Raw genomic sequence first — 25,090 nt, 5'->3', positions numbered from 1 at the left:
GAGGTCTTTCCTTAGGTCCAGGATTGGCTGTGCATCGACCTGGGGGCCGATGCACGAGAGCTACCTTAGGAAGGGTGGGGCGGACGCGATAGCGGCAGCGCGCGCGGCCCATCGTAGGATGCGGCCCAAACGGATGTCGGGCCGGCGGAGAGTCATGCTCAGAGCGCGAGTTTTTCCACGCCCCCTGTCAGATACTGAGTGCGGTTGTGCCCGCCGGCGCGGAACAGCCCGGTATCGATCATCACCTCTTCGGGCTTGTCCTTCTGCAGATGGCTGTACAGGTCCTTGATCGCACCCAGTGACGGCGTCAGCGCCAGCAGGGAGACCGTTACCAGCCGGTCGCGAGCAGTCAGGTCAGTGGTCTGCATCGAGTTCGGGTGCGGGTGCAGCGCAGTGCCGCTGGTCTGCAATTGTGCGCCGACCAACTGGGTTGTCCCAAGGACCTCCAGGCCCAGTGTGTCGCGGCCATTGAGTACGGTACTCTGGGCCACGGTATCGCGCAGTTCGCGACGCATGTCGAAGCCCAGCTTGGCCGAGACATCGGTTGAGTAGGCGGCATTCAACTGGTCCAGGCGCTGCTTGCCCTTGCTTCCCCACTCGCCTGCCAGCTTTGCCAGGCTGCCGATCGCGCCCCACGGATCGCCACCCTTGCCGACTTCGGCCTCGGCATTGACCTTGGTCGCGTCAACGTTGTCCCTGACGCTGACTGCCCGCAGGCTGCCCACTGAACCGCTTATTGTGCCGGCATGCACTTGCGCGCCGCCCAGCAACAGCTCGCCCGGGCTGTTGTATTCCACTGTGCCCGCGGTGAGCCTGGCGTTGGCATAGGTGTCGCTCTTGAGCTTGTCGTAGTCGAGCTTGAACTGAACGTTGAACTCATCGAGTGCGTAGGACGGCCTCGCGCCGCCTGAATGGCCACCGAGGCTGAAGGTGGCGGAAATCAGCTTGTTGTCGCGCTCGCTGGTCGACCGCGCGGCGATCACGGCGATACCCCCCTTGCGTGCGTCCAGCTTGATCCGGTCGGCCGTGGCGTGCAGGCCTTCGAGCAGTATCGCTGCCGCATGGTCACTGCCTGCCGTGACCGCCATGTCGTTGAGCACATGCCATTGTGCGCCGCGACGCAGTGCCGAATCCTCCGCAGTCTGACCGAATTCGAAGCCTGCGCTGCCTGCCACCGGCAAGCCGCCTGTCGATGGCCTGGCGCTGACCTTGAGCGAACCGCTGCCGCCATAGACATTGCCTTGGGCCCTGGCAGTGTCGATGCCGGCCAGTGCCACGACACTCTGGCCAGCGTCGATCGACAGGCTGCCCACCGGCGTCTGTTGCGAGCCGATGGCAGTGCCCTGCAGCATCACGTTGCCTTGCGCGCTCAATGTAACGGCGCCGGGGGTGTCCAGCCTGGCGCCGACGGCGAAGGTCTGGGTACTGTCGAGTACGGTGTATTGCCCGCTGCCGCCGATGGCGCCACCCTGAACCACAGGGGCTGGTGCGACCACCCCATTGAGCTGCGCTGCGCCCCGCCCGCGCGTGCCATCGTCATGCTTGACGATACTGTTGCCGGCTTGCAGGAACTGCAGGTTACCGCCGCTGTGGATCTGGATTGGCCCCTGCACACTGCTCATGACCGTGCCTTCATACAGGCCATCGGTGCCCAGCTGGATACGGATACCGTTGTTGCCGAGCAGACTGCCGACTACTGCCGTATCCACCGTCTTGTATTGTGCGCTGCTGTGACCGCGGGCTGCGGCGCCCATGGCCCAGTCGGCGCCGGTCGAGGTTTCCAGCCTGGCAATGGCGTCCACCCCCAACGCGTCGATTGCGCTACGCACGCTGTTTCTGGCAGCGTCCATGACATGCCTGTCCGCGCTCAGCGCGATGGCGCCGATCGTGCTTTCGTACTGGGTACCGATGTCGTGCAGCTTGCCGGTCACGGCGATATCGAGCTCACCCCCCTTGAACTGCGACACCCGGGCAATGTGCGTCAGCGACTGGGTATTGCGGTCCAGGTAGTCACCCTTGAGATTGATGCCCACGCTCCACGGCAGCAGGCCATCCTCCAGGCCACTGGCATACAGGCTGGTCTGGTCGACCCCGCTCCACAGCTTCTGTACCTGACGGGTAATGGCGCCGTAGTCCAGCGAGCTGCCCGCACTGAGCTTGATCTTGTTGTAGTCCAGGGCGGTCTTGGTGCTGTCGGTAACGGCCTGATTGTGGACACGGTCGGCGCGCACCTTCAACAACTGGCCTGCTTCCACCTGCGCGGCCTGGGTGGTCAGTGCCTTCGCGGTCAGGCGTACGTCGTTGCCGGCCTTGATCGAGCTGCGCGTGTTTACGTTCTCGCTGCGGCCGTCGGTGTCGGTCTGCAAGGCGAAAGCGGCGCCGGTACCGAAACGGTCAACGCCCGCAGTGATCTCGTAACCCACCGTTCTTCCGGTTTCCTGGTTGCGGAAACTGCGTTGCGCCTCGGTGGCCAGAATGCGCATGTCATCGGCATCGAGCAGCACGTTCTGTTCGGCTTGTACCGACGAGCCGACGATGGCCAGGCCCTGCCCGGCCTCGAGTGCGACGTTACCGCCCTTGAGCTGGCTGGCTTGATGCGTGTTCAGCCGGGCGGTGTCCAGCGTCCACTGTTGGCGCATCCCGGCACCGGCGTCCCACTGCCCGGCAGATCCCTGTGCGTCGCCTGGCTGGCCGGAGCCTGGCGTGGTCTGTTCGCCGAAAACGGTCAGTTTCCAGTCCTTGCCCTTGAGGGTGGATTCGCTGCTCTGCTGGCCGGCAGCGACCATCAGGTTGCGCTCGGCCTTGACCGTCAGATCGCCAGCGGTGGCAAGGCTCGATCCCACGATCAGGGTGTCGCGCTTGCCGTCCAGAAGCAGGGCGCCACTGGCGCTGAGGGAGCTGCCTTGATAGGTACTTTGCCTGCGGTCGTAGCGGCGGTCGGACGCGCTGAACAGCGCGGTGTCCTGGCGCGCATTCTCGATACGCTGGTGGGCTTGGGCACCTTGTACCCTGAGGTCTTGCGCAAGGCTTCGCAGGTCAATGTCCCGGGCCTCCAGCTGCGCGGCTATCAGGTCCACGCGATCGGCCTGGGCGGCGAGCTTGCCATTGCCTGCGGCAAGCCGGCTGCCGCGGTGGTCCAGGGTCTGCTCGCGGTCGTGCAGTTCGGTCGCCGAACGGCGGACGATCACGTGGCCCTCGCGACTGTCCTGCGCAACCGAGCCATGCAGAACGACGGTACCGATCTCCACCGCTTCGGTTGCTGCGAGGTTGAGGTCGCTGCGACTGTTCAAGTCGCTGCCCATGACTGTTATTGCCCGTCCCGTGAGGCTGATCGATTGGCCGTCGATCAGCGTCGACGCTGCGCTCTGAGTGGTCTGGGTGGCCGTGCTGTCCAGGCGTTGAGCGCCCTGGCGTCGGTTGCTGACGGTGACGCGGTCAAGCCTGCGGTCGACATTGGCGGTCAGCTCCAGCGTATTGCCCGCGCCAATGTCTACGTCGCCGAGGCTGTTGACGTGGGTGGCGGCGAGGCTGGCATCGTTGCCCGCAGTCAGGGTCACGGACTGCGTGGCGTTCAGGGCATTCGCCAGATGCTCGGTATGCGTCATCTCGACGGTGGTAGTGGTCGCCCCTGCCGGCAGGATGTACCAGTCGTACTCCACACCGCTCCTGCGGCTGGATTCGACGGTGCGGGTCAACGTATCCAGGTTCAGATCGGCACCGGCGTCGGCGCTGATCGACGCGCCACTGATCGCCACCGACTTGATGTTCAGGTTCGCTGCCGAGCTCAGCCGCACATCGCCAGCGCCGGCGTCGAGTACACCCTGCGTGGCCAAGCCATCGCGCTTGGCGGTGCTGATCATGTTCAGTGCGCCCTGCGAAGCGATCTCGATGCCTTCACGCGCTGCGGTCCGACTGATGCCCATGTTGATGCCGGCGCCTTCGCGGGTGCTCAGAATATTGATGCGATTGGCGTGCATTGCACCCATCAGGCGCGCGTCGGTACTGAACGCGTTCTGCTGGACGTGGCTGACCTTCAGATCGCTGGCATCGACCTTGTGTGTGCCCAACAGAATGTCGAGCTTCTGCGCCGCGCTGATCGGTCCGCGCTGGTCGATCGTGGGGGCGATCAAGGCCAGCGAACCGCCGTTCACGGTCACCCCGCGGGTGTCTACCTTCAGCGCGGTGCGGGGGTCGATACCACCGTCGGTATTGAGCCCGGTGATTCTGCCGTTCTCGATCTGCGGCCGGCCAACCAGAAAGGTCGCCTGTTTGTCCATTTGCAGGTTGATCCGTGCGCCATTGAGCGAAATCCCGTTGGGGTTGCTCAGTACATAGTCGGCCGCTTGGCCGAAGATCACTTGTTCACCGTTGATGTCTGAGCGGCGTCGGCCGATCACTTCGTTGAGAATGGTGCTTGCCGCCTGGCCCTTGAACTGGCCGTTGGCCCGCACATTCAAGAATTCGCCGGCGACGTGCGCACGGCCGGCCTGCAGGCTGTTGTTCAGCACCACGCCGGGGACACCGACGTTGTATTGCTCGTAGCGGTTGTGCGAAAGACCGGCGGCATTGGGCGCCACGATGTCGACGATCGGGGCGGCACCGGCATTGGTCATGACGATCGGTTTGGCACCCGGCTCGAAGGCCGGCTGGATGACGTCGGCGCTGGCCATGTAAGGCGCCAGTACGACACCGGCGATTGCTAGGCGCAAGGCGTCGCGCTGAACACAACGTGATGGTTTGGTCATGGGGATATCTACCTGTTTTTCAGAAGACTTGCGAAAGCCCGAAGGTCCAGAAACCTGGTTCCGGCGAAGCGCTGGCACGCCGATGCAGGCCGCGCTGATAATCCAGAGTGATCTGGCCGTCTGCCCAGCTCAGGGTGGCCCCGGCGCTCAAGCCGATGGCGTGCTGGGTCTCGACCTGGTTGTACGTGTGCCGGCCCCAGCCCGAGTCCAGCCCCGCTTGGGGGGTCAGGTACAGGCCTTGGGCGAGTAGCTGCGAAGTGCTCAGGGTGTTGCGCAACGTGGCCCCCTTGGAAACCGGCTGGCTGTCCAGGCGATAGCCGCGCACGCTGGCGCTGCCGGCCAGGCGCATCTGCTCCAGGCTCGGTAGCGGGTCTGGGCTGTACTGCATGTCCAGTTCGCTGCTCCACGCCCAACGTCGATCGAGCAGGTCGAACAGCGATCGGCGAGTGACGGTGCCTCGGTATTTTTCGAAGTGCGGTTGCGGCGCATCATGCCGCAGGGGTGTGCGATCGCCCCCCAGCCAACCCTGGCCGCGGGAGTAGCCGAGGGCGCCACTCCACACCGAATCACCCAGGTGAGTCAGGTTGAGCCCGACGCTGGCGACGCTCAGCGTGGTGCGACCGTTGCGTACGGTAGTGCCGTCGAACAGCAGATCGGTACGGGTCTGGTCCAGGCGCAGGTGCCCATTGAGCAGGGTCGTCTGGTTGCGCCACAGGCTGCGATCCAGCTTCAGGCCATAGCTGTCCAGGCTCTGCGCCACCTCATGGCGGTTGGGCAGCGGGGCGCGGGATTCGAAACGACTCGCCGAAGCGTTCAGGGTCCAGCGCCCGTAGGGTATTTCGTAGAACATCCCGCCTTGGCGGCTGCGGCCCGATCCACCGTCCAGGCTGTGGGCATAGCTGGCAGCCAGCGAATCATTGAGACGAAATGGGTTGTCCAGGCTCAGGCTCAGCTGTGCCTGGTGGCGCCCCGATGCATCGCTGCCACGGTTGTTCAGGCCGGTGCCCAGGGTCCAGGATTTGTGCGTGCCCTGTGGGCGCAGAACGATTCGCGTACCTCCCACCTGCTCGCCGGGAGCGATGTCCAGGATCAGGTCGACGGAGCGCAACCGGTTGAGCTGGTCCAGGCCACTTTCCACATCGGTGAGCTTGAGCGGGCGACCGATCATTCCAGGGAAAGCGCTGCCCAGTGCCAGGTCGTCACTGCCGTCGGCGATTTCGATGGATTCGATGAAGCCTTCTAGCATGGCGATGACCAGCTCGCCATCTGCTTCGGGCATGCGAGCGATATAGGGCCTGGCCGCGATATAGCCGGCCTTCACGTAGGCACCGGTCAAGGCCAGCAGCATCTGGTTGATGTCATCGACGCCGCTGCACGGCGCCACCCATGGCTGCAGGACACCTTGCAGCGCAGCGGTGTCCAGCAGCTGGTTGTCCTGCACGCGCACCGCGGACACCGGCCAGCACTCGCCATCACCTTGCTCGACCCGCTGCGGTGCGGGGCTGGCTGGCCCCGCCGCATCTTCACGAAGGGTTTCCAGCCGTTGCGCCTGTTCGGCAGCGGCGCGCTCGTGGCGCTGGGTATCGAACTGACGCAGGATCTGGTCATTCAGCGGTTGCGCGCCGGTTTCGCCCAGCGCCATGGCGGGTGCGAAAAGCAGTGCGGATAACAGCCGGTCCTTGCGGAAAATCGTCATTGCAGCCCAGCCCCAATCGTCGACCAATCAATAGGCGGCCACTTTAAGAGGGGGGACTTCCCAGGGAACGGGCAGGGGAGAGGGGTTGTTGGTAGGAAGAATCTGACAGACAGTAGGAAAGGGCGGATTCGAAAAAGGAACCAGTTGTAGGATGGTTCCTATGACAGATGAAGGAAGGTCAAGGCTGGGTCGGTAAAGAGAACGCCGTGCTCACGGCCGGATCTCGATCATCGTGCCGTCCTTGACCAGGCTCCACACCTCCCGCATGTCGTCGTTCTTCATGGCGATACAGCCATCGGTCCAGTCCAGGGTGGCGAAGTACCATTCCGGGTACTCCTCGTCGATCGGCGTGCCGTGGATCATGATCATGCTGCCCGGTGGAACGCCCTCGCGGCGAGCGCGGGCCGAGTCGCTGATGTTGGGATAGGAAACGTGCATCGCCAGGTTGAAGCGATCGCTGACCTTGCGCCAGTCGAGCCAGTAGAAGCCCTCGGGCGTGCGCTTGTCGCCCTCGCGCGCCTTCGCGCCCTGGGGTTGCTTGCCCAGCGAGATGCGGTAACTCTTGAGCGGCTCGCCACCGCTGATCAACTGCAACTGGCGACTGGTCTTGAGCACCAGCACCTTGTCGATCGGGTCCACGCCCAGGCGCTTGCTCGATTGCACCGCAGGGGCGATCTGGTCGACCGGCTTGCGTTCAACGGTAACGGTGAAGGCAGCCTGGGCGCTCACGGCGAAGCACAGGCAGAACAGGGCGGTCAGGCAACGCATCTATGGGATATTCCTGCAATGGAAACGCGCCGCTGGCGCCGGTGCGATGGGTCAGGCCTGTGGCCAGCGCGCGAGCAGCGGCCCCAGGCACTCGTTGCGAACCGGGTAGCTGTGCTCCAGCCGGTCGGCGAAAAAGTATTCTAAGGTACGGCCGACGGTGGGGAAAGCCAGCTCCGCCCAAGGGATCTGATTTTGCGCGAACAAGCCCACTTCCAGGCTTTCCTCGCCCACGGCAAACGAAGGCTCGGACATTTCGGCTCGGTAGAACACCTGCACCTGGCTGATGTGCGGCAGATCGAACACGGTGTACAACGCAAGGTTGGTCACCTGTGTGCAGGCTTCTTCGACGGTTTCCCGGCTGGCAGCCTGTTGCAGCGTTTCGCCGTTTTCCATGAAGCCTGCCGGCAGGGTCCAGAAACCACGGCGCGGCTCGATGGCCCGGCGGCACAGCAAGACCTGGTCCTGCCACACGGCGATGCAGCCCGCGACCACTTTGGGATTCTGGTAATGGACGAGGTGGCAATGCCCGCAGACGAATCGGGGGCGAGTATCGCCGGTAGGGATGCGCAGGGTTACCGGGTTGCCGCAATGGCTGCAGAAATTCATGCTCAGATCCTTGATGGCTGCCGCTATCTTGGCCGTAGTGCCGAGGTGCCGCAAGCCTGCGGCACGGCAAATCGAGCTTGGGCTGCCAGCGGCTTTTGGTGCATCATGCCAGCAGGCCACGGATCGAGAAACGCCATGCTGGACGAGCTACTTCGCCGAGTGAGCAACCATACGCCACGCACACTGGAAACCGACAGCCGTTTTCCCGAAGCGGCCGTGTTGCTGCCCATCACCCGCAGCGACGAGCCCGAGCTGGTGCTGACACTGCGCGCCTCGGGGCTCTCGACCCATGGTGGCGAAGTGGCTTTCCCCGGCGGACGCCGCGACCCGCAAGACCCTGACCTGATATTCACCGCCCTGCGCGAAGCCGAAGAGGAAATCGGCCTGCCGCCCGGGCTGGTGGAAATCATCGGTCCGCTCAGCCCGCTGGTGTCCAAGCACGGGCTCAAGGTCACGCCATTCGTGGGCATCATTCCCGACTATGTCGAATACCGACCCAACGATGCCGAAATCGCCGCGGTGTTTTCCGTGCCGCTGGAGTTCTTTCGGCAGGACCCGCGCGAGCACACCCACCGCATCGATTACCAGGGTCGCAGCTGGTACGTACCCAGCTATCGCTTCGGCGAGTACAAGATATGGGGATTGTCGGCGATCATGATCGTCGAACTCGTCAACCTTATGTATGACGCCCGGATCAGCCTGCATCGGCCTCCCGAGCATTACACCGCCATCTGACCGTCATCTGAACGTAGTGCGGCGGGGCGCCGTGCCGACCATTGCCGCGTCGAGGAGATCACATGAAATACCGTCTGGGCGACTCGCGCGTCGAAACCCATCCCGACAGCTGGGTCGCACCCAATGCCACCCTCATCGGCAAGGTGCGCCTGCAGGCCGGGGCCAGCGTGTGGTTCGGCGCCGTGCTGCGCGGCGACAACGAGCTGATCGACATCGGCGAGCACAGCAACGTGCAGGACGGCACCGTGATGCATACCGATGCCGGCGTGCCGCTGACCATCGGTCGCGGCGTGACCATTGGCCACAATGCCATGCTGCATGGCTGCACTGTGGACGACTTCAGCCTGATCGGGATCAACGCCGTCATTCTCAACGGCGCCAGGATCGGCAAGCACTGCATCATCGGCGCCAACTCGCTGATTGCCGAGGGTAAGGAAATTCCCGATGGGTCGCTGGTCATGGGCTCGCCGGGCAAGGTCGTGCGCGAGCTGAGCGAAGCCCAGAAGCGCATGCTCGAAGCCAGCGCCGCGCACTATGTGCACAATGCCCAGCGCTATGCTCGCGAACTGATCGAGCAGGACTCGTGAACCCTCTGCCCAAGCCGGTCAAGTCTCCCTGCATCAGTGTCTGCGCCCTGGATGAGCAGGATGTGTGCACGGGCTGCCAGCGCACCGCCGCGGAAATTACCCAGTGGGGGCGCATGAGCGACGACCAGCGCCGCGCCGTGCTGCGCCTCGCCCATGAGCGAGCCGTGGCCCAGGGCCTGGTATTTGCGGGCGGCTGATCCGGCCCTTGCCTGTGGGCGGCGAGACTGGCGCACGCAAAGCCGCGTTGAGTTAAAATGCCCGCCCCTGTCGGGTCGGCCTGCGTGCTGCCCCTCGATCCAGACGATTCCCTGAGGACCTGAAATGACCCGTATCGGAACCCCCCTGTCGCCGACCGCGACCCGCGTACTGCTGTGCGGCTGCGGCGAGCTGGGCAAGGAAGTGGTGATCGAGCTGCAACGCCTGGGCGTCGAAGTCATCGCCGTAGACCGTTACGCCGATGCGCCGGCCATGCAAGTGGCCCATCGCAGCCACGTCATCAACATGCTCGATGGCGCCGCCTTGCGGTCGGTCATCGAAGCGGAAAAACCGCACTACATCGTGCCCGAGATCGAGGCCATCGCCACCGCCACGCTGGTGGAGCTGGAGTCCGAAGGCTTCACCGTGGTGCCGACTGCGCGCGCAGCCCAGCTGACCATGAACCGCGAGGGCATTCGCCGCCTGGCCGCCGAAGAGCTGGACCTGCCGACCTCGCCGTACCATTTTGCCGACACCTTCGAAGACTACGCGCGGGCCGTGCAGGACCTGGGTTTCCCGTGCGTGGTCAAGCCGGTCATGAGCTCTTCGGGCAAGGGCCAGAGCCTGCTGCGCTCGGCGGCCGATGTGCAGGAAGCGTGGGACTATGCCCAGGAGGGCGGGCGCGCCGGCAAGGGCCGTGTGATCATCGAAGGTTTCATCGACTTCGACTACGAGATCACCTTGCTGACCGTCCGCCACGTTGGCGGGACGACGTTCTGCGCACCGGTTGGCCACCGGCAGGAGAAGGGCGACTATCAAGAGTCCTGGCAGCCCCAGGCGATGAGCCCGGTGGCCCTGGCCGAGTCGGAGCGGGTGGCGCGTGCAGTGACTGAAGCCCTGGGTGGGCGCGGCCTGTTCGGCGTCGAACTGTTCATCAAGGGTGATCAGGTGTGGTTCAGCGAGGTCTCGCCGCGTCCGCACGATACCGGCCTGGTCACCCTGATTTCCCAGGATCTGTCCCAGTTCGCCTTGCACGCACGCGCCATTCTCGGGTTGCCGATCCCGCTGGTTCGTCAGTTCGGGCCATCCGCCTCGGCGGTGATCCTGGTCGAAGGCAACTCTCGCCAGACCGCCTTCGACAACCTCGGCGCGGCACTGGCCGAACCGGATACGGCGCTGCGTCTGTTCGGCAAGCCCGAGGTCAATGGGCAACGGCGCATGGGCGTGGCCCTGGCCCGCGACGAATCGATCGAGGCAGCCCGGGCCAAGGCCACGCGCGCCTCGCAAGCGGTCAAGGTCGAACTGTAAGGTCTGAGTCGACCGGTGCCTGCCGAGCGGCGGCGCCGGTTTTGCGAGGGCGCGACACCGCCGTCACGCTGCTGGCAGGCTGCTCGCGTGCCATATAAGCACCCGTGACGCGCGGTTTTCCTCGGTCTCGAGAATTTCCATGCGATAGCGACCGATCTTCAGGCACACCGCGCTGGCCGGAATGCTTTCCAGCGCCTCGGTGACCAGGCCGTTCAAGGTCTTGGGGCCATCGCTGGGCAAGTGCCAGCCCAGGCTCTTGTTGATGTCGCGAATGGAGGCCTGGCCTTCGACCACGAAGCGGCCATCCAGCTGCGGATGGATATGCGGATTGGCCAGCGCATCGTCATCTTCGAACTCGCCGACGATCTCTTCCAGAATGTCTTCCAGGGTGACGATGCCCTGCACCTCGCCGTATTCGTCGACGACGATGCCCAATCGGCGTTGCTGCTTGTGGAAATTCAGCAGCTGCATCTGCAGGGGCGTGCTTTCCGGAACGAAGTAAGCCTCATAGCAGGCGGCCAGCAAGGCCTCGATGGTGAGTTCGCGGTGCGGCAGCAGGTGGCTGATCTGGCGGGTATTGAGCACCCGTTCGACATGGTTGATGTCGTTGTGGAAGACCGGCAGGCGGGTATGGCGGCTGATCATCAGCTGGTCGATGATCTCGTCCAGCGAATCTTCCAGGTTGATGCCGTCGATTTCGTTGCGCGGCACCAGGATGTCGTTGACGGTGATCTTGTCCAGCGCATGGATGCTGTTGGCCAGGTGCGGTTTGTTGCTGCGCGCTTCGGCGGCCAGTTCGTCCAGCACACTGCGCGGTATGGCAGGCTCCTGCTGGGCGCCTTTGCCGGGTTCCTTGCGGGCGAAGGGCACGACCAGCAGCCGTGCGGCGCCGTCCAGTAGCCATGCCAGCGGCCAGACCAGCTTGAGTGGCGGCGCCAGCAACGCATTGGCCATGCCGATGAACGGCCGCGGGTAGCGCTGGGCAAGGCGGCGTGGCAGGTAGTCGGCCAGCACCAGCAGGGCGAGCGTGGTGCCCAGGCCACCGAGCCAGGCGCCATGGGCGCCGCGCAGATAGATGCCTAGCGTTACCCCCAGGGTAACCGCCATGGCACGGGCCAGGGAATTGAGCAGCACCAGGCTGGGCAGCGGCGCCTGCAGCGCCGGTCGATCGCCATTGCGCCCGGTAGGGCGCTGTGCGGCCAGCGTGTGCAGCGCGGCTTCCACTGCGCAAAGCAGCGCGGCGAGGAGAATTGCCAGCGCCAGCGCGCCGAGCATCGGCCCTAGGGGCAGAGTGTCCATGGGTGACCTGTCAGATGTGCAGAATGTATTCGCGAACCAGCTTGCTGCCGAAATAGGCCAGCATCAGCAGGCAGAAGCCGGCCAGCGTCCAGCGAATGGCCTTGTGCCCGCGCCAGCCCAGGCGATTGCGTCCCCACAGCAGCACGCTGAAAACGATCCAGGCCAGGCAGGCGAGCAGGGTCTTGTGCACCAGGTGTTGCGCGAACAGGTTCTCGACGAACACCCAGCCTGAAATCAGTGACAGCGACAGCAGTGCCCAGCCGGCCCAGATGAAACCGAACAGCAGGCTTTCCATGGTCTGCAGCGGCGGGAAATTCTTGATCAGCCCTGCCGGATGCTTGTGCTTGAGCTGGTGGTCCTGCAGCAACAGCAGCAACGACTGGAACACGGCGATGGTGAACATGCCATAGGCCAGGATGGACAGCAGGATGTGCGTGAGAATGCCTGGCTCTTCGTGGATCAGCGGTGCAGTCCCGCCGGGCGCGAACTGGGCGATCAGGATGGTCGCCAGGCCCAGGGGAAACAGCAGCACCAGCAGGTTTTCCACGGGTATCTGGCTGGTGGCCAGCAGGGTCAGGGCGATCACCGCCACGGCGATCAGGCTGGCCGCGCTGAAGAAGTCCAGGCTCAGCCCCAGGGGGGTGAGCAACTGCGAGAACAACGCGCAGCCGTGGGCAATCACGGCCAGGAAGCCGAACAGGTAGAGCACGCGCTTGTCAGCCTTGCCGCCTTGGCCGATACGGGTTGCCTGATAGGCAGTCGCAGCGGCGTACAGGCAGGCGGCGGCGAGGGTGGGGATTAGACTGGGTGACAAGGGGAGCATAGGTCCTGTGGAGCACAAGCCGGAAAGTGCCTGAGTTTGGCATCAAATGCCCGCCGACGAAAGACTGCATACCGCGCAGTGTCCGTGGCACCCACTCTTGGTTATAATCGCCGGCCTGCTCTTGCCGCCACAACCTCGGCTCAACCAGAGCCAGAAAGGATCGCGACATGTTTGAAAACCTTACAGACCGCCTCTCGCAGACGCTTCGCCACGTTACCGGCAAAGCCAAGCTGACCGAGGACAACATCAAAGACACCCTGCGCGAAGTGCGCATGGCGCTGCTCGAAGCCGACGTCGCCTTGCCGGTGGTGAAGGACTTCGTCAACAAGGTCAAGGAGCGTGCGGTCGGCACCGAGGTTTCGCGCAGCCTGACCCCAGGCCAGGCGTTCGTGAAGATCGTCCAGGCCGAGCTCGTCGAGATGATGGGCGCGGCCAACGAGGAGCTGAGCCTGGCGGTGACCCCGCCGGCGGTCATCCTCATGGCCGGCCTGCAGGGTGCGGGCAAGACCACCACCGCCGGCAAGCTGGCGCGCTACCTCAAGGAACGCAAGAAGAAGACGGTGATGGTGGTGTCGGCAGACGTCTACCGCCCGGCAGCCATCAAGCAGCTGGAAACCCTGGCCAACGATATCGGCGTGACCTTCTTCCCGTCGGACATCAGCCAGAAGCCCGTGGACATCGCCAACGCCGCGATCCGCGAGGCCAAGCTCAAGTTCATCGACGTGGTCATCCTCGACACCGCCGGGCGCCTGCACATCGACGCCGAGATGATGGGCGAGATCCAGCAGCTGCACGCGGCGGTCAAGCCTGCCGAAACCCTGTTCGTGGTCGACGCCATGACCGGCCAGGACGCAGCCAACACGGCCAAGGCTTTCGGTGATGCGCTGCCGCTCACCGGTGTGATCCTGACCAAGGTCGACGGCGATGCTCGTGGCGGTGCCGCATTGTCGGTGCGTGCCATCACCGGCAAGCCGATCAAGTTCATCGGCATGGGCGAGAAGAGCGAAGCGCTCGAGCCGTTCCACCCCGACCGCATCGCCTCGCGCATCCTGGGCATGGGCGACGTGCTCAGCCTGATCGAGCAGGCCGAGCAGTCGCTGGACAAGGACAAGGCCGACAAGCTGGCCAAGAAGCTGAAGAAGGGCAAGGGCTTCGACCTCGAAGACTTCCGCGACCAGCTCGTACAGATGAAGACCATGGGCGGCCTGGGCGGCCTGATGGACAAGCTGCCGAGCATCGGCGGTGTGAACCTCTCGCAGATGGGCAACGCTCAGAACGTTGCCGAGAAGCAGTTCAAGCAGATGGAAGCCATCATCAACTCCATGACCCCGGCCGAGCGCCGCGACCCTGACGTGATCAGCGGCTCGCGCAAGCGTCGCATCGCCATGGGCTCGGGTACCCAGGTGCAGGACATCGGTCGCTTGATCAAGCAGCACAAGCAGATGCAGAAGATGATGAAGAAGTTCTCGACCAAGGGCGGCATGGCCAAGATGATGCGCGGTATGGGCGGCATGCTGCCCGGCGGCGGTGGCGGCATGCCCAAGATGTAACCCATTGCGTCGGCACGAGAACCCCGTGGGAGCCCGCTCCTACAAGCACATCCCTCTTGCCGATGAATACCCTGGCCATGTGGCCAAACTCCGTTGCTTGCAACGGCTCATAGGCAAATCCTCGCTGCAAGCCTCGACCTATCGGAAAAAGGCATTTGCAAATGTCCGTGTATTCCTTGAGAATATGCGGCCTTTCGGGCACCCGTGTGCCCGCTGTGCATTATGATTTGCAGCACCGACTACAGGAACGATGTTCAATGCTAACCATCCGTCTTGCCCGTGGCGGCTCCAAAAAGCGCCCGTTTTACCAACTGACCGTAACCGACTCGCGCAACCCGCGTGACGGTTCCCACAAAGAGCACGTGGGTTTCTTCAACCCTGTTGCCCGTGGTCAGGAAATCCGTCTGTCCGTGAACCAAGAGCGCGTCAACCACTGGTTGAGCGTTGGTGCACAGCCTTCTGAGCGCGTTGCTCAGTTGCTGAAGGAAAATGCCAAGGCCGCGGCCTGAGCAATATGAACGCGACGCCAGATTCCGCTGATGACTTGATCGTCGTCGGCAAGATTTTCTCGGTACACGGCGTTCGCGGCGAGGTGAAGGTCTTTTCCTTTACCGATCCGATTGAAAACCTGCTGCAGTACACCTCCTGGACGCTCCGGCGCGAAGGCGTGACCAAGCAGGTAGAGCTGGTCAGCGGCCGATCCACGCAAAAGGATCTGGTTGCCAAGTTGAAAGGCCTGGACGATCGCGACGAAGCACGTCTTCTGTCCGGTTACGAGATTTGCATCTCGCGCAGCCTTTTGCCCGACCTGGCCGAAGATGACTACTACTGGTATCAGCTTCAGGGCCTGAAAGTCATCGACCTGCAAGAGCAATTGCTCGGCACCGTCGATCACCTGTTGGAGACCGGCGCCAACGATGTAATGGTGGTGAAGCCCTGCGCGGGCAGCCTGGATGATCGTGAACGCCTGTTGCCCTATACGGCGCAATGCGTGTTGAAGGTCGACCTGGCCGCTGGCGAGATGAGGGTGGATTGGGACGCGGACTTCTAGGCGATGGCAACCCTTCGCGTGGAAGTGATCACCCTGTTCCCCGAGATGTTCTCGGCCATCAGCGAGTACGGCATTACCAGCCGCGCGGTGAAACAGGGGTTGTTGCAATTGACCTGCTGGAATCCGCGGGACTACACCACGGACCGTCACCACACAGTGGATGACCGGCCCTTCGGCGGTGGTCCGGGAATGGTGATGAAGATCAAGCCCCTGGAAGACGCTCTGGTTCAGGCCAAGGCTGCGGCAGGGGAAGCGGCGAAGGTGATCTACCTTTCGCCCCAGGGCCGGCCGCTGGTACAGGGTGCGGTGAAACAACTGGCGACGTCCGAATCCTTGATTCTGATCGCTGGGCGGTACGAAGGCATCGACGAGCGTTTCATTGAAGCTCATGTCGATGAAGAGTGGTCTATTGGTGACTATGTGCTGTCGGGCGGTGAATTGCCTGCCATGGTCCTGATCGATGCGGTTACACGGCTGCTGCCCGGAGCTTTGGGGCATGCGGACTCCGCGGAGGAAGATTCCTTCACCGACGGTCTGCTGGATTGCCCGCACTACACCCGACCGGAGGTGTATGCGGATCAGCGTGTTCCCGACATATTGCTTAGCGGCAATCATGCACACATCCGGCGCTGGCGTTTGCAGCAGTCCCTTGGGCGGACCTACGAACGACGTGCCGATCTTCTGGAAAGACGCTCGCTTTCTGGAGAAGAGAACAAGCTGCTGGCGGAGTACCTCCGCGAGCGGGACGATAGTTAACGTATCGATGGTAAGTCAGACGATTTACCTTAGGAGCACAGCATGACCAACAAAATCATCCTTGCACTCGAAGCAGAGCAGATGACCAAAGAAATCCCTCCCTTTGCCCCGGGCGACACCATTGTCGTTCAGGTGAAAGTGAAGGAAGGCGATCGCTCGCGTCTTCAGGCGTTCGAAGGCGTTGTTATCGCCAAGCGCAACCGCGGCGTGAACAGTGCTTTCACCGTTCGTAAAATCTCCAACGGTGTAGGTGTAGAGCGTACTTTCCAGACCTACAGCCCGCAGATCGACAGCATGGCCGTGAAACGTCGTGGTGACGTGCGCAAAGCCAAGCTGTACTACCTGCGCGACCTGTCTGGTAAAGCAGCACGTATCAAGGAAAAACTGTCCTGAGTACAGTTTGTTTCTGATGCAGGAAAAGGCAGCCTTCGGGCTGCCTTTTTTGTGGGCGAAAGTGTGTAGGCGAGCGTGAACGGGTGGGTAAGGTTCATGTGGGAGCGGGGCGGGCGGCGAGCCCTCTGCCCGCGAAGGCGTCGCCCTGACGCTGCGCCCTGTTATCATCCCTGCACCCCCACAGCCCTGCGATTGCGATGCCTGCCCTCGACCACCCCCTGATCGACCAATTTCTCGATGCCTTGTGGCTGGAAAAAGGCCTATCGGAAAACAGCCGCAACAGTTACCGCAGCGACCTTGCATTGTTCAACGGTTGGTTGCACGAGCGCGGCATCGCGCTGGAGGCGGCGGGCCGCGATGTATTGCTCGATCACCTGGCCTGGCGGGTCGAGCAGGGTTACAAGGCGCGCTCCACGGCACGCCTGCTGTCGGGCGCGCGCGGCTTCTATCGCTACCTGCTGCGCGAAAAGCTGATCGGTGCCGACCCGACCCTGCAGATCGACATGCCGCAGTTGGGCAAGCCATTGCCGAAATCGTTGTCCGAAGCCGACGTCGAAGCGTTATTGCAGGCGCCCGATCTGAGCGAGCCGATCGGCCAGCGGGATCGCGCCATGCTCGAGGTGCTGTATGCCTGCGGCCTGCGCGTGACCGAGTTGATCAGCCTGACCCTGGACCAGGTCAATCTGCGCCAGGGTGTATTGCGCGTGGTGGGCAAGGGCAACAAGGAGCGCCTGGTGCCGATGGGTGAGGAAGCGGTGGTCTGGGTCGAGCGGTACCTGCGCGACGGACGTCACGAACTGCTCGGCGGCAGGCCCAGCGACGTGGTCTTCCCCAGCCAGCGCGGCGAGCAGATGACGCGACAGACCTTCTGGCATCGGATCAAGCATCAGGCCCAGGTCGCCGGCATCGCCAAGTCGCTGTCGCCGCACACGCTGCGCCACGCCTTCGCGACGCATCTGCTCAATCACGGTGCGGATCTGCGCGTGGTGCAGATGCTGCTCGGCCACAGCGATCTGTCGACCACGCAGATCTACACCCACGTGGCACGCGCGCGTCTGCAGGAGCTTCATGCCAGGCATCATCCGCGCGGATGAAACAACGTGCTCCAAGGCTGTGTCGAGGGTTGTCCAGAGTCGGTCTTGGCCAATGAATGTGGTAGGCTTGCCCGGTTTATGCAGCGGGCTGTGACGAGCTGATCGTCCACCGCCCCTCAAGTCCGTCGCTCCAGGAGTTCCCATGCGCGTGACCCGCCTTTTCGCCGCCGCAGCCCTTGCGCTGGCCAGCACCTTTGCCGTTGCCGACCCGGCTGCGGAACAAGCGATTCGCAAGACCCTGCAGACCCTGCAACTGGAAGTGCCGATCGAAAGCGTCGCCGCCAGTCCGCTCAACGGCTTGTACGAGGTCAAGCTCAAGGGCGGTCGCGTGCTTTACGCCAGCGCCGACGGTCAGTTCGTCATGCAGGGCTACCTGTTCCAGATCCAGGACGGCAAGCCGGTCAACCTCACCGAGAAAACCGAGCGACTGGCCATTGCCAAGACCGTCAACGCGATCCCGGTAGCCGATACCGTTGTGTACCCCGCGGTGGGCGAAACCAAGTCGCACATCACGGTCTTCACCGATACCACCTGTCCGTACTGCCACAAGCTGCACGCCGAAGTCCCCGAGCTGAACCGCATGGGTGTCGAGGTCCGCTACGTGGCGTTCCCGCGCCAGGGCTTGAAGTCGGCCGGTGACGAACAGCTGCAGGCTGTCTGGTGCTCCAAGGACCGCAAGGCAGCGATGGACAAGATGGTATCGGGCGACACCATCAAGGCGCCTTCATGCGCCAACCCGGTGGCCAGGCAGTTCGAGCTGGGCCAGTCGATCGGCGTCACCGGCACGCCAGCCATCGTGCTGGAGAACGGTCAGGTCATTCCGGGTTACCAGCCGGCCGCCAACGTCGCCAAGCTGGCTCTCGACGCGAAAGGCTGAGTGGCACTCGCACGTCATCAATAGCCGAAGGCTCACGGCCTGCGGCCAGTATCACGACCGTCATCGAGGCGGTCGTTTCATGGGGAGTTCAGAGTGAAACCGGTCAAAGTAGGCATCTGTGGGTTAGGTACCGTCGGTGGCGGCACCTTCAACGTACTTCAGCGCAACGCCGAGGAGATTGCCCGCCGTGCCGGGCGCGGTATTGAAGTGGCGCAGATCGCGATGCGCTCGCAGAACCCCAATTGCCAGATCGCCGGTACCCCCATTACCAACGATGTCTTCGCCGTGGCCTGCAACCCGGATATCGATGTCGTCATCGAGCTGATCGGTGGCTACGGCATCGCGCGTGAGCTGGTACTCAAGGCCATCGAAAACGGCAAGCACGTGGTCACCGCCAACAAGGCGCTGATTGCAGTGCACGGCAACGAGATCTTCGCCAAGGCACGCGAGAAGGGCGTGATCGTTGCGTTCGAAGCCGCCGTGGCGGGTGGCATCCCGGTGATCAAGGCCATTCGCGAAGGTCTTTCGGCCAACCGCATCAACTGGGTCGCGGGCATCATCAACGGTACTGGCAACTTCATCCTGACCGAAATGCGCGAGAAGGGCCGTACCTTCGAGGACGTCCTGGCCGAAGCGCAGGCCCTGGGTTATGCCGAGGCCGACCCCACCTTCGACGTCGAAGGTATCGACGCGGCGCACAAATTGACCATCCTGGCGTCCATCGCCTTCGGCATTCCGCTGCAGTTCGACAAGGCCTACACCGAAGGCATCACCCGCCTGACCACGGCCGACGTCAACTACGCCGAAGCCCTGGGCTACCGCATCAAACATCTGGGCGTGGCGCGCAGCACCGAGCGCGGTATCGAGCTGCGGGTGCACCCGACGCTGATCCCGGCCGACCGTCTGATCGCCAACGTCAATGGCGTGATGAACGCAGTGATGGTCAACGGCGACGCGGCCGGTTCAACCCTGTTCTACGGTGCCGGTGCGGGCATGGAGCCGACTGCCTCGAGCGTGGTCGCCGACCTGGTCGACGTGGTCCGCGCCATGACCTCGGACCCGGAGAATCGCGTGCCGCACCTGGCCTTCCAGCCGGATTCGCTTTCCGCTCACCCGATCCTGCCCATCGAGGCCTGCGAAAGCGCCTACTACCTGCGCATTCAAGCCAAGGATCATCCGGGCGTGCTGGCGCAGGTGGCGAGCATCCTCTCCGAGCGTGGCATCAACATCGAGTCGATCATGCAGAAAGAGGTCGAGGAACACGATGGCCTGGTGCCGATGATCCTGCTGACCCACCGCGTCGTCGAACAGCACATCAATGATGCCATCAAGGCGCTGGAAGCCTTGCAGGGCGTGGTCGGCCCGGTCGTGCGCATCCGTGTCGAGCACTTGAACTAAGCGGCAGCTGCCAGAGGAATTCGCAATGCGTTATATCAGTACTCGCGGTCAGGCCCCGGCCCTGAACTTCGAAGAGGTTCTGCTCGCCGGTCTGGCCAGTGACGGTGGCCTCTATGTCCCGGAAAACCTGCCGCGCTTCACCCAGGAAGAAATCGCCTCGTGGGCGGGTCTGCCTTATCACGAGCTGGCATTTCGGGTCATGCGCCCGTTCGTTACCGGCAGCATTCCGGATGCCGACTTCAAGAAGATTCTCGAAGAAACCTACGCGGTATTCGCCCATGCATCCGTCGCACCTTTGCGCCAGTTGGGTGGTAACGAGTGGGTGATGGAGCTGTTCCACGGGCCAACGCTGGCGTTCAAGGACTTCGCCCTGCAGCTGCTGGGGCGGCTGCTCGACTACGTACTGGCCAAACGCAGCCAGCGCGTGGTGATCGTCGGCGCCACCAGTGGCGACACCGGTTCGGCCGCGATCGAAGGCTGCAAGCACTGCGAGAACGTCGATATCTTCATCCTGCATCCGCACGAGCGCGTGTCTGCGGTTCAGCGTCGGCAAATGACCACGATTACCGGCGACAACGTGCACAACATCGCCATCGAAGGCAATTTCGACGACTGCCAGGAAATGGTCAAGAACAGCTTCGCCGACCAGAGTTTCCTCAAGGGCACGCCGTTGGTTGCAGTGAACTCGATCAACTGGGCGCGGATCATGGCCCAGATCGTCTACTACTTCCACGCGGCCCTGCAGCTGGGCGGCCCAGCACGCTCGGTGGCGTTCTCGGTGCCCACCGGCAACTTTGGCGATATCTTCGCCGGCTATCTGGCGCGCAACATGGGCCTGCCGATCAACCAGTTGGTGGTGGCCACCAACCGCAACGACATCCTGCACCGCTTCATGAGCGGCAATCAGTACGTCAAGCAAACCCTGCACGCGACGTTGTCGCCGTCGATGGACATCATGGTGTCGTCGAACTTCGAGCGCCTGCTGTTCGACCTGCACGGTCGCAACGGCGCGGCCATTGCAGGCCTGATGGACAACTTCCGCCAGGGCGGCGGTTTCAGCGTCGATGAGGAACGCTGGACCGAGGCGCGTAAGCTGTTCGACTCGCTGGCGGTCACCGACGAGCAAACCTGCGAGACCATCGCCCAGGTGTTCGCCGAGTGCGGCGAGGTCCTCGATCCACACACGGCCATTGGCGTACGCGCGGCGCGCGAGTGTCGTCGCAGCCTCGACACGCCCATGGTGGTGCTGGGAACGGCGCACCCGGTCAAGTTCCCCGAAGCCGTGCAAAAGGCCGGCGTAGGCAAGGCCCTGGAGTTGCCTGCGCACCTGGTCGATCTGTTCGAGCGCGAAGAGAAGTGCACCGTGTTGCCCAACGACCTGTCGGCCGTACAAGCCTTCGTCAGCCAACATGGCAATCGCGGCAAACCGCTGTGATGGCATGCAGCCTCGCGTCTGACGCGATCTGAAACACATAAAGCCCGCCCGATGCGGGCTTTATGCTTTTTACAGTGCCAAGCTTATGCAACTTTTTCCTGGGCCCCTTTGGCCCGCAGGCAAGGATGCATGGCATGAAACCCACACTGACCTCGTTTCTCACGCTCGCAGGGGTGACGGCGTGGATGGCGGGGTTGTTCATGGCGGTTGCCATGCTTTCGCCCGGCCTGGCGTTCGCTGCCCAAAGCCTGCCCTTCGCCTTGGTTGCACCGTTCGCGCAGCTTTCTCCACTGCCCCTTTCCAGCACCGAACAGCAGTGGCTGCAACGCCACGGTACGCTCAGGGTGGGTGTTTCCCTGGCCGATCACGAACCCATCGACATCACCAGCGATCGCAACCGCTATCAAGGTGTGAGTGCCGACTACCTGAGCCTGATCGGCAGCCGCCTGGGGGTCGATCTGCGGGTGTTGGGGTTTGCCCAGCGCAGCGAGGCGGTGCAGGCGCTCAAGGATGGCGAAATCGATCTGCTGACCAGCGCCAATGCCTTCGAACAGGCCATCGATGGCCTGGCCTTTTCCAAGGAGTACATGCCTGACCGCGGCGTCATCGTACGGCGCGCGGGCAGCAAGCACAGCAGCGGCCTGGCCGGGGAGAAGGTCGCGCTGGTGGATGGCTATGCCGACGATGCCACGGTGCAACGCGTGTATCCCGACAGCCGCATCGTGGTCGCACCCAGCCTGAGCAGTGGCTTGCAGGCGCTGCACCAGGGCGATGTCGACGCCATGATCAGCAACGAGGTGATCGTGCGCGCCTACAACGCACTGCGACCCTACCTGGCTCTGGATATCGTCGGCCCCAGCGGTCTGCCACCCGTGGGTTACACCATCGCCAGTCGCCAGGCCGATCCGATATTGGGGCAGATGGTCGAGCGGGCCCTGGCCAGCCTCGACGATGGTTTGCGCCGCGAGATCCTGACCCGCTGGACCACCGGGCTGGGGTCGGAAATCGGCCACCACCGGGTACCGCTGGAGCCTGCCGAACAAGCCTGGATCGCCCGGCACCGCCAGGTGCGTGTGGTCGCGACGCAGTATCCTCCCTACCTGTACCGGGACCGCCAGGGAAACTGGGTAGGGCTCAACAGTGAAGTGCTGGCAACGCTGTCGCACATGACGGGGCTGCAGTTCGTCTACCTGCCTTCCCACTCGATGGCCCAGAGCCTGGAAATGCTGAAGCTTGGCAAGGCCGATATGAATACCACTCTCTCGGAAACGCCGGACCGCAAGGCCTTCCTGAGTTTCAGCCATTCGTTCGGGGGCCAGGGCTGGGTGTTCATCGTGCGCGCCGAGGACCTGCCCATCGGTCATCTGGACGAGCTGGCCGGCAAGGTCCTGGCGATTCCGGCCGAGCACGCCCTGGAAAGCGCGATCCGCAGCCAGTACCCGCACATCAAGCTGCGCTTGGTCAGCACCTACGACAAGGCGCGCGAGATGGTGGCGAGCGGCGAAGCGGATGCCACCATCGACAGTGAAGTCGGCGCCTATCGTGCGGTCGGCCGTTATCCGCCCGGCGTGCTCAAGGTCGGACGCAATGTCGACGGCGAATGGTCGCCCGACCGTTTTGCCATTCGTGCCTCGGAACCCGAGCTCACGTCCATCATCAACAAGGCGCTGGAGGCCTATCCAGTCGCGGAACTGCGTGCAGCGCGCCTGAAGTGGCTGGGGGCGGTAGTGCCTCCAGAGCCCATGTGGCAACGCATTGCCACCTGGGTCTATTGGCTGCTGGCAGCAGCGCTGGTGCTGGGCGCGGTGTCGCTGTTGTGGAGTGGTCGACTCAAGGCGCAGATTCGTCAGCGGCACAAGGCCGAGCAGGCACTCAACGATCAGCTGGCATTCCAGCACGCGCTGCTCGATGGCATCCCCGGGCCCATCTATGTCCGCGACCTGCAGGCGCGGCTGTTGTCCTGCAACAAGAGTTACGAGCAGAGCTTTGCCACCCGTCTGCAGGACATCAAGGGTCGTACATTGCTGGAAGTCGCCGTGGTCAATGCCGACGAAGCGCAGCAGATGCACCGTGACTACCTCAGGCTGCTGGACGATCAGCAGCCGGTGTCGACCGATCGGCAGATCCAGATGCGCGGCCGCAAGGTTCACGCCTGGCAATGGATCGTGCCGTTCTACAACGCCGAGGGGCAGTTGCAGGGCCTGCTCGGTGGTTGGATCGACATTTCCGAACGCAAGCGCCTGGAAGACCAACTGGTCGAAGCGCGGCACATTGCCGAACAGGCCAACCAGGCCAAAAGCGCTTTTCTGGCGACCATGAGCCATGAGATCCGTACGCCCATGGCAGCCATCATCGGTCTGCTCGAGCTCGAGCGTGAACGCCGCAAGCGTGACGACCAGCCAGTGTCGCAGGCGCTGGAAGTGGCCTGGCGTTCGGCGCGGGACCTCATCGCCCTGATCGGCGACAGCCTGGACCTGGCGAAGATCGAATCGGGCAGCATGTTGCTGGCCGAGCAGGTAACCGAAGTGAGGCCGTTCTTCGAGGGCATGCACAGCCTGTTCTCGGCCCAGGCCCAGCGCAAGGGCGTAGCGCTGAACCTCGATATTGCGCCGGGCGTGGCCAGCGCGTTCTGGTTCGATCCGCTGCGATTGCGGCAAGTGGTGCACAACCTGCTCGGCAACGCCTTGAAGTTCACCCGCCAGGGCAGCGTGAGCCTGGCGGTCGCGGCGCGGCCACTCCGTTCAGGCCAGTGGCACATGACCATTACCGTCAGCGACACAGGTGCGGGCATCACGCCCGCTCAACAGGCCAGGCTGTTCAGGCCGTTCGTCCAGGGTAACGTGGATGTGCAACAGGAATCGGTCGGCACCGGCCTGGGCCTGAGCATCTGCAAGCAGCTGGTCCAGCTGATGGGTGGCACGATCAGCCTGCACAGCACCGAAGGCGAGGGGACACGGGTGGAAGTGCAGATCGAGGTGCGGCATCAGGCTGAACAGGACGCGATGCCGACCGTGCACGCTCGGCCCGACAGCGCTGCACTGGACATACTGGTCGTGGACGATCTGTCGGCTAACCGGATGGTACTGACCCAGCAGTTGCAGTTCCTCGGGCACCGGGTGCAGGACGCCAGCGACGGTGTGAGTGCACTGGCGGCCTGGCAGGCCGGGCATTTCGATCTGGTGCTGACCGACTGCAATATGCCGGGCATGAACGGCCATGCCTTGTGCAAAGCCATCCGCCTGCAGGAGGCCGCGTCCGCCGCGCCTCCGGTCAGGCTCATCGGTTGCACCGCCAATGCCATGCAGGACGAGCGGTTGCGCTGCGCCGAAGCGGGCATGGACGAACTGCTGGTCAAGCCGATAGCGCTGGACAAGCTGGCGCAGATCATCGCCGACATGCAGCAAGGCCCGGCATTCTCCATGCAGGCGCTGCATCACCTGACCCAGGCGGATAACGCGGTCATCAGGCGAATGCTCGATGAGCTCTCGCGCAACCTTGAGTCTGAAAGCCAGACGTTGGCAGAAAGCGTCGAGACGCTCGATCGTGTGCGGCTGCACGAAGTGCTTCATCGGCTCCACGGCATCGCTTGTTTGATCGATGCCGCACCTCTGGCACGCGTGCTGGCCAAGGTGAACACATGCTGCCGGTCGGGCAGCGATGAACAGTTGACCGTTCACGCTGCCGAGCTGAATCGCGAGATCGCCAGGCTGGCGACGGCGATAGCACGCTGCTAGGAAAATTCTCGGAAACTTTCGGACTTGTCCTATCCCAAGC

General features: G+C 63.3%; 20 protein-coding genes. 14 read left to right on the top strand and 6 right to left on the bottom strand.

Annotated elements, in window-relative coordinates:
- Window positions 1-158 precede the first annotated feature (158 nt).
- The 4 genes from ONG87_RS16655 to ONG87_RS16640 form a co-directional block, all read right to left on the bottom strand.
- Window positions 159-4,745 carry a hemagglutinin repeat-containing protein gene (locus ONG87_RS16655; protein ID WP_264381674.1) on the bottom strand — a complete coding sequence of 1,529 codons (4,587 nt, stop codon included), beginning with the start codon at window positions 4,743-4,745 and terminating at the stop codon, window positions 159-161.
- Between the two features lie 19 nt (window positions 4,746-4,764).
- Window positions 4,765-6,441 (bottom strand): ShlB/FhaC/HecB family hemolysin secretion/activation protein, encoded by a 1,677-nt coding sequence (locus tag ONG87_RS16650; protein WP_264381673.1) that lies wholly within the window; start codon window positions 6,439-6,441, stop codon window positions 4,765-4,767.
- A 210-nt stretch (window positions 6,442-6,651) separates the two neighbouring features.
- Window positions 6,652-7,209, bottom strand: coding sequence for a murein L,D-transpeptidase family protein (locus ONG87_RS16645; protein ID WP_122475109.1), 558 nt, complete (start codon window positions 7,207-7,209; stop codon window positions 6,652-6,654).
- A 51-nt stretch (window positions 7,210-7,260) separates the two neighbouring features.
- A complete protein-coding gene (locus ONG87_RS16640) occupies window positions 7,261-7,815 on the bottom strand; it encodes an NUDIX hydrolase (protein WP_264381672.1) in 555 nt (184 codons plus the stop codon).
- 135 nt (window positions 7,816-7,950) lie between these two features.
- On the opposite strand from ONG87_RS16640, the gene ONG87_RS16635 reads away from it, so the two are divergent.
- The 4 genes from ONG87_RS16635 to purT all read left to right on the top strand — a co-directional run bounded on the left by ONG87_RS16635 (window position 7,951) and on the right by purT (window position 10,640).
- A complete protein-coding gene (locus ONG87_RS16635) occupies window positions 7,951-8,550 on the top strand; it encodes a CoA pyrophosphatase (protein WP_122475105.1) in 600 nt (199 codons plus the stop codon).
- A gap of 62 nt (window positions 8,551-8,612) precedes the next feature.
- Complete coding sequence (locus ONG87_RS16630) at window positions 8,613-9,137, top strand: gamma carbonic anhydrase family protein (RefSeq protein ID WP_122475104.1); 525 nt, start codon at window positions 8,613-8,615, stop codon at window positions 9,135-9,137.
- On the top strand, window positions 9,134-9,334 hold the full coding sequence (locus tag ONG87_RS16625) for a DUF1289 domain-containing protein (protein ID WP_192054624.1): 201 nt from the start codon (window positions 9,134-9,136) through the stop codon (window positions 9,332-9,334). The genes ONG87_RS16630 and ONG87_RS16625 overlap by 4 nt, the downstream gene beginning before the upstream one ends.
- Window positions 9,335-9,458: 124 nt before the next feature.
- On the top strand, window positions 9,459-10,640 hold the full coding sequence (purT, locus tag ONG87_RS16620; protein WP_122475100.1) for a formate-dependent phosphoribosylglycinamide formyltransferase: 1,182 nt from the start codon (window positions 9,459-9,461) through the stop codon (window positions 10,638-10,640).
- A 63-nt stretch (window positions 10,641-10,703) separates the two neighbouring features.
- Here purT and ONG87_RS16615 read toward each other — a convergent pair whose 3' ends face one another.
- Both ONG87_RS16615 and ONG87_RS16610 read right to left on the bottom strand, forming a co-directional pair.
- Window positions 10,704-11,939 (bottom strand): transporter associated domain-containing protein, encoded by a 1,236-nt coding sequence (locus tag ONG87_RS16615; RefSeq protein ID WP_264381671.1) that lies wholly within the window; start codon window positions 11,937-11,939, stop codon window positions 10,704-10,706.
- 10 nt (window positions 11,940-11,949) lie between these two features.
- On the bottom strand, window positions 11,950-12,762 hold the full coding sequence (locus ONG87_RS16610; protein ID WP_122475097.1) for an inner membrane protein YpjD: 813 nt from the start codon (window positions 12,760-12,762) through the stop codon (window positions 11,950-11,952).
- A gap of 167 nt (window positions 12,763-12,929) precedes the next feature.
- On the opposite strand from ONG87_RS16610, the gene ffh reads away from it, so the two are divergent.
- The 10 genes from ffh (at window position 12,930) to ONG87_RS16560 (ending at window position 25,050) form a co-directional block, all read left to right on the top strand.
- Window positions 12,930-14,312 (top strand): signal recognition particle protein, encoded by a 1,383-nt coding sequence (ffh, locus tag ONG87_RS16605; protein WP_185795055.1) that lies wholly within the window; start codon window positions 12,930-12,932, stop codon window positions 14,310-14,312.
- A gap of 257 nt (window positions 14,313-14,569) precedes the next feature.
- Window positions 14,570-14,821, top strand: coding sequence for a 30S ribosomal protein S16 (gene rpsP, locus ONG87_RS16600; RefSeq protein ID WP_043193034.1), 252 nt, complete (start codon window positions 14,570-14,572; stop codon window positions 14,819-14,821).
- 5 nt (window positions 14,822-14,826) lie between these two features.
- Window positions 14,827-15,363, top strand: a complete 537-nt coding sequence (rimM, locus tag ONG87_RS16595; protein WP_122475093.1) for a ribosome maturation factor RimM — start codon at window positions 14,827-14,829, stop codon at window positions 15,361-15,363.
- Between the two features lie 3 nt (window positions 15,364-15,366).
- Window positions 15,367-16,119 (top strand): tRNA (guanosine(37)-N1)-methyltransferase TrmD, encoded by a 753-nt coding sequence (gene trmD, locus ONG87_RS16590; RefSeq protein ID WP_264381670.1) that lies wholly within the window; start codon window positions 15,367-15,369, stop codon window positions 16,117-16,119.
- A gap of 42 nt (window positions 16,120-16,161) precedes the next feature.
- Complete coding sequence (gene rplS, locus ONG87_RS16585; protein ID WP_043193039.1) at window positions 16,162-16,512, top strand: 50S ribosomal protein L19; 351 nt, start codon at window positions 16,162-16,164, stop codon at window positions 16,510-16,512.
- A 197-nt stretch (window positions 16,513-16,709) separates the two neighbouring features.
- On the top strand, window positions 16,710-17,606 hold the full coding sequence (gene xerD, locus ONG87_RS16580; RefSeq protein ID WP_122475089.1) for a site-specific tyrosine recombinase XerD: 897 nt from the start codon (window positions 16,710-16,712) through the stop codon (window positions 17,604-17,606).
- A gap of 142 nt (window positions 17,607-17,748) precedes the next feature.
- Window positions 17,749-18,483 (top strand): DsbC family protein, encoded by a 735-nt coding sequence (locus ONG87_RS16575; RefSeq protein WP_122475087.1) that lies wholly within the window; start codon window positions 17,749-17,751, stop codon window positions 18,481-18,483.
- A gap of 93 nt (window positions 18,484-18,576) precedes the next feature.
- The gene (locus ONG87_RS16570; protein WP_122475085.1) at window positions 18,577-19,881 is read left to right on the top strand and encodes a homoserine dehydrogenase; all 1,305 of its coding nucleotides are present in this window, start codon (window positions 18,577-18,579) and stop codon (window positions 19,879-19,881) included.
- A gap of 25 nt (window positions 19,882-19,906) precedes the next feature.
- Window positions 19,907-21,316, top strand: coding sequence for a threonine synthase (gene thrC, locus ONG87_RS16565; RefSeq protein ID WP_192058665.1), 1,410 nt, complete (start codon window positions 19,907-19,909; stop codon window positions 21,314-21,316).
- 134 nt (window positions 21,317-21,450) lie between these two features.
- Window positions 21,451-25,050, top strand: coding sequence for a transporter substrate-binding domain-containing protein (locus ONG87_RS16560; protein ID WP_264381669.1), 3,600 nt, complete (start codon window positions 21,451-21,453; stop codon window positions 25,048-25,050).
- Window positions 25,051-25,090 lie beyond the last annotated feature (40 nt).

Origin of the sequence: Pseudomonas sp. MM227 (assembly GCF_947090715.1) — a bacterium.
In the GTDB taxonomy this organism is placed as follows: domain Bacteria; phylum Pseudomonadota; class Gammaproteobacteria; order Pseudomonadales; family Pseudomonadaceae; genus Aquipseudomonas; species Aquipseudomonas baltica.
This window is presented reverse-complemented; position numbering and strand designations above follow the sequence as displayed.

Coding starts and splice junctions, on each gene's coding strand:
- ONG87_RS16655 (WP_264381674.1), bottom strand. CDS start 4,745: ATGACCAAACCATCACGTTGTGTTCAGCGCGACGCCTTGCGCCTAGCA.
- ONG87_RS16650 (WP_264381673.1), bottom strand. CDS start 6,441: ATGACGATTTTCCGCAAGGACCGGCTGTTATCCGCACTGCTTTTCGCA.
- ONG87_RS16645 (WP_122475109.1), bottom strand. CDS start 7,209: ATGCGTTGCCTGACCGCCCTGTTCTGCCTGTGCTTCGCCGTGAGCGCC.
- ONG87_RS16640 (WP_264381672.1), bottom strand. CDS start 7,815: ATGAATTTCTGCAGCCATTGCGGCAACCCGGTAACCCTGCGCATCCCT.
- ONG87_RS16635 (WP_122475105.1), top strand. CDS start 7,951: ATGCTGGACGAGCTACTTCGCCGAGTGAGCAACCATACGCCACGCACA.
- ONG87_RS16630 (WP_122475104.1), top strand. CDS start 8,613: ATGAAATACCGTCTGGGCGACTCGCGCGTCGAAACCCATCCCGACAGC.
- purT (WP_122475100.1), top strand. CDS start 9,459: ATGACCCGTATCGGAACCCCCCTGTCGCCGACCGCGACCCGCGTACTG.
- ONG87_RS16615 (WP_264381671.1), bottom strand. CDS start 11,939: ATGGACACTCTGCCCCTAGGGCCGATGCTCGGCGCGCTGGCGCTGGCA.
- ONG87_RS16610 (WP_122475097.1), bottom strand. CDS start 12,762: ATGCTCCCCTTGTCACCCAGTCTAATCCCCACCCTCGCCGCCGCCTGC.
- ffh (WP_185795055.1), top strand. CDS start 12,930: ATGTTTGAAAACCTTACAGACCGCCTCTCGCAGACGCTTCGCCACGTT.
- rpsP (WP_043193034.1), top strand. CDS start 14,570: ATGCTAACCATCCGTCTTGCCCGTGGCGGCTCCAAAAAGCGCCCGTTT.
- rimM (WP_122475093.1), top strand. CDS start 14,827: ATGAACGCGACGCCAGATTCCGCTGATGACTTGATCGTCGTCGGCAAG.
- trmD (WP_264381670.1), top strand. CDS start 15,367: ATGGCAACCCTTCGCGTGGAAGTGATCACCCTGTTCCCCGAGATGTTC.
- rplS (WP_043193039.1), top strand. CDS start 16,162: ATGACCAACAAAATCATCCTTGCACTCGAAGCAGAGCAGATGACCAAA.
- xerD (WP_122475089.1), top strand. CDS start 16,710: ATGCCTGCCCTCGACCACCCCCTGATCGACCAATTTCTCGATGCCTTG.
- ONG87_RS16575 (WP_122475087.1), top strand. CDS start 17,749: ATGCGCGTGACCCGCCTTTTCGCCGCCGCAGCCCTTGCGCTGGCCAGC.
- thrC (WP_192058665.1), top strand. CDS start 19,907: ATGCGTTATATCAGTACTCGCGGTCAGGCCCCGGCCCTGAACTTCGAA.
- ONG87_RS16560 (WP_264381669.1), top strand. CDS start 21,451: ATGAAACCCACACTGACCTCGTTTCTCACGCTCGCAGGGGTGACGGCG.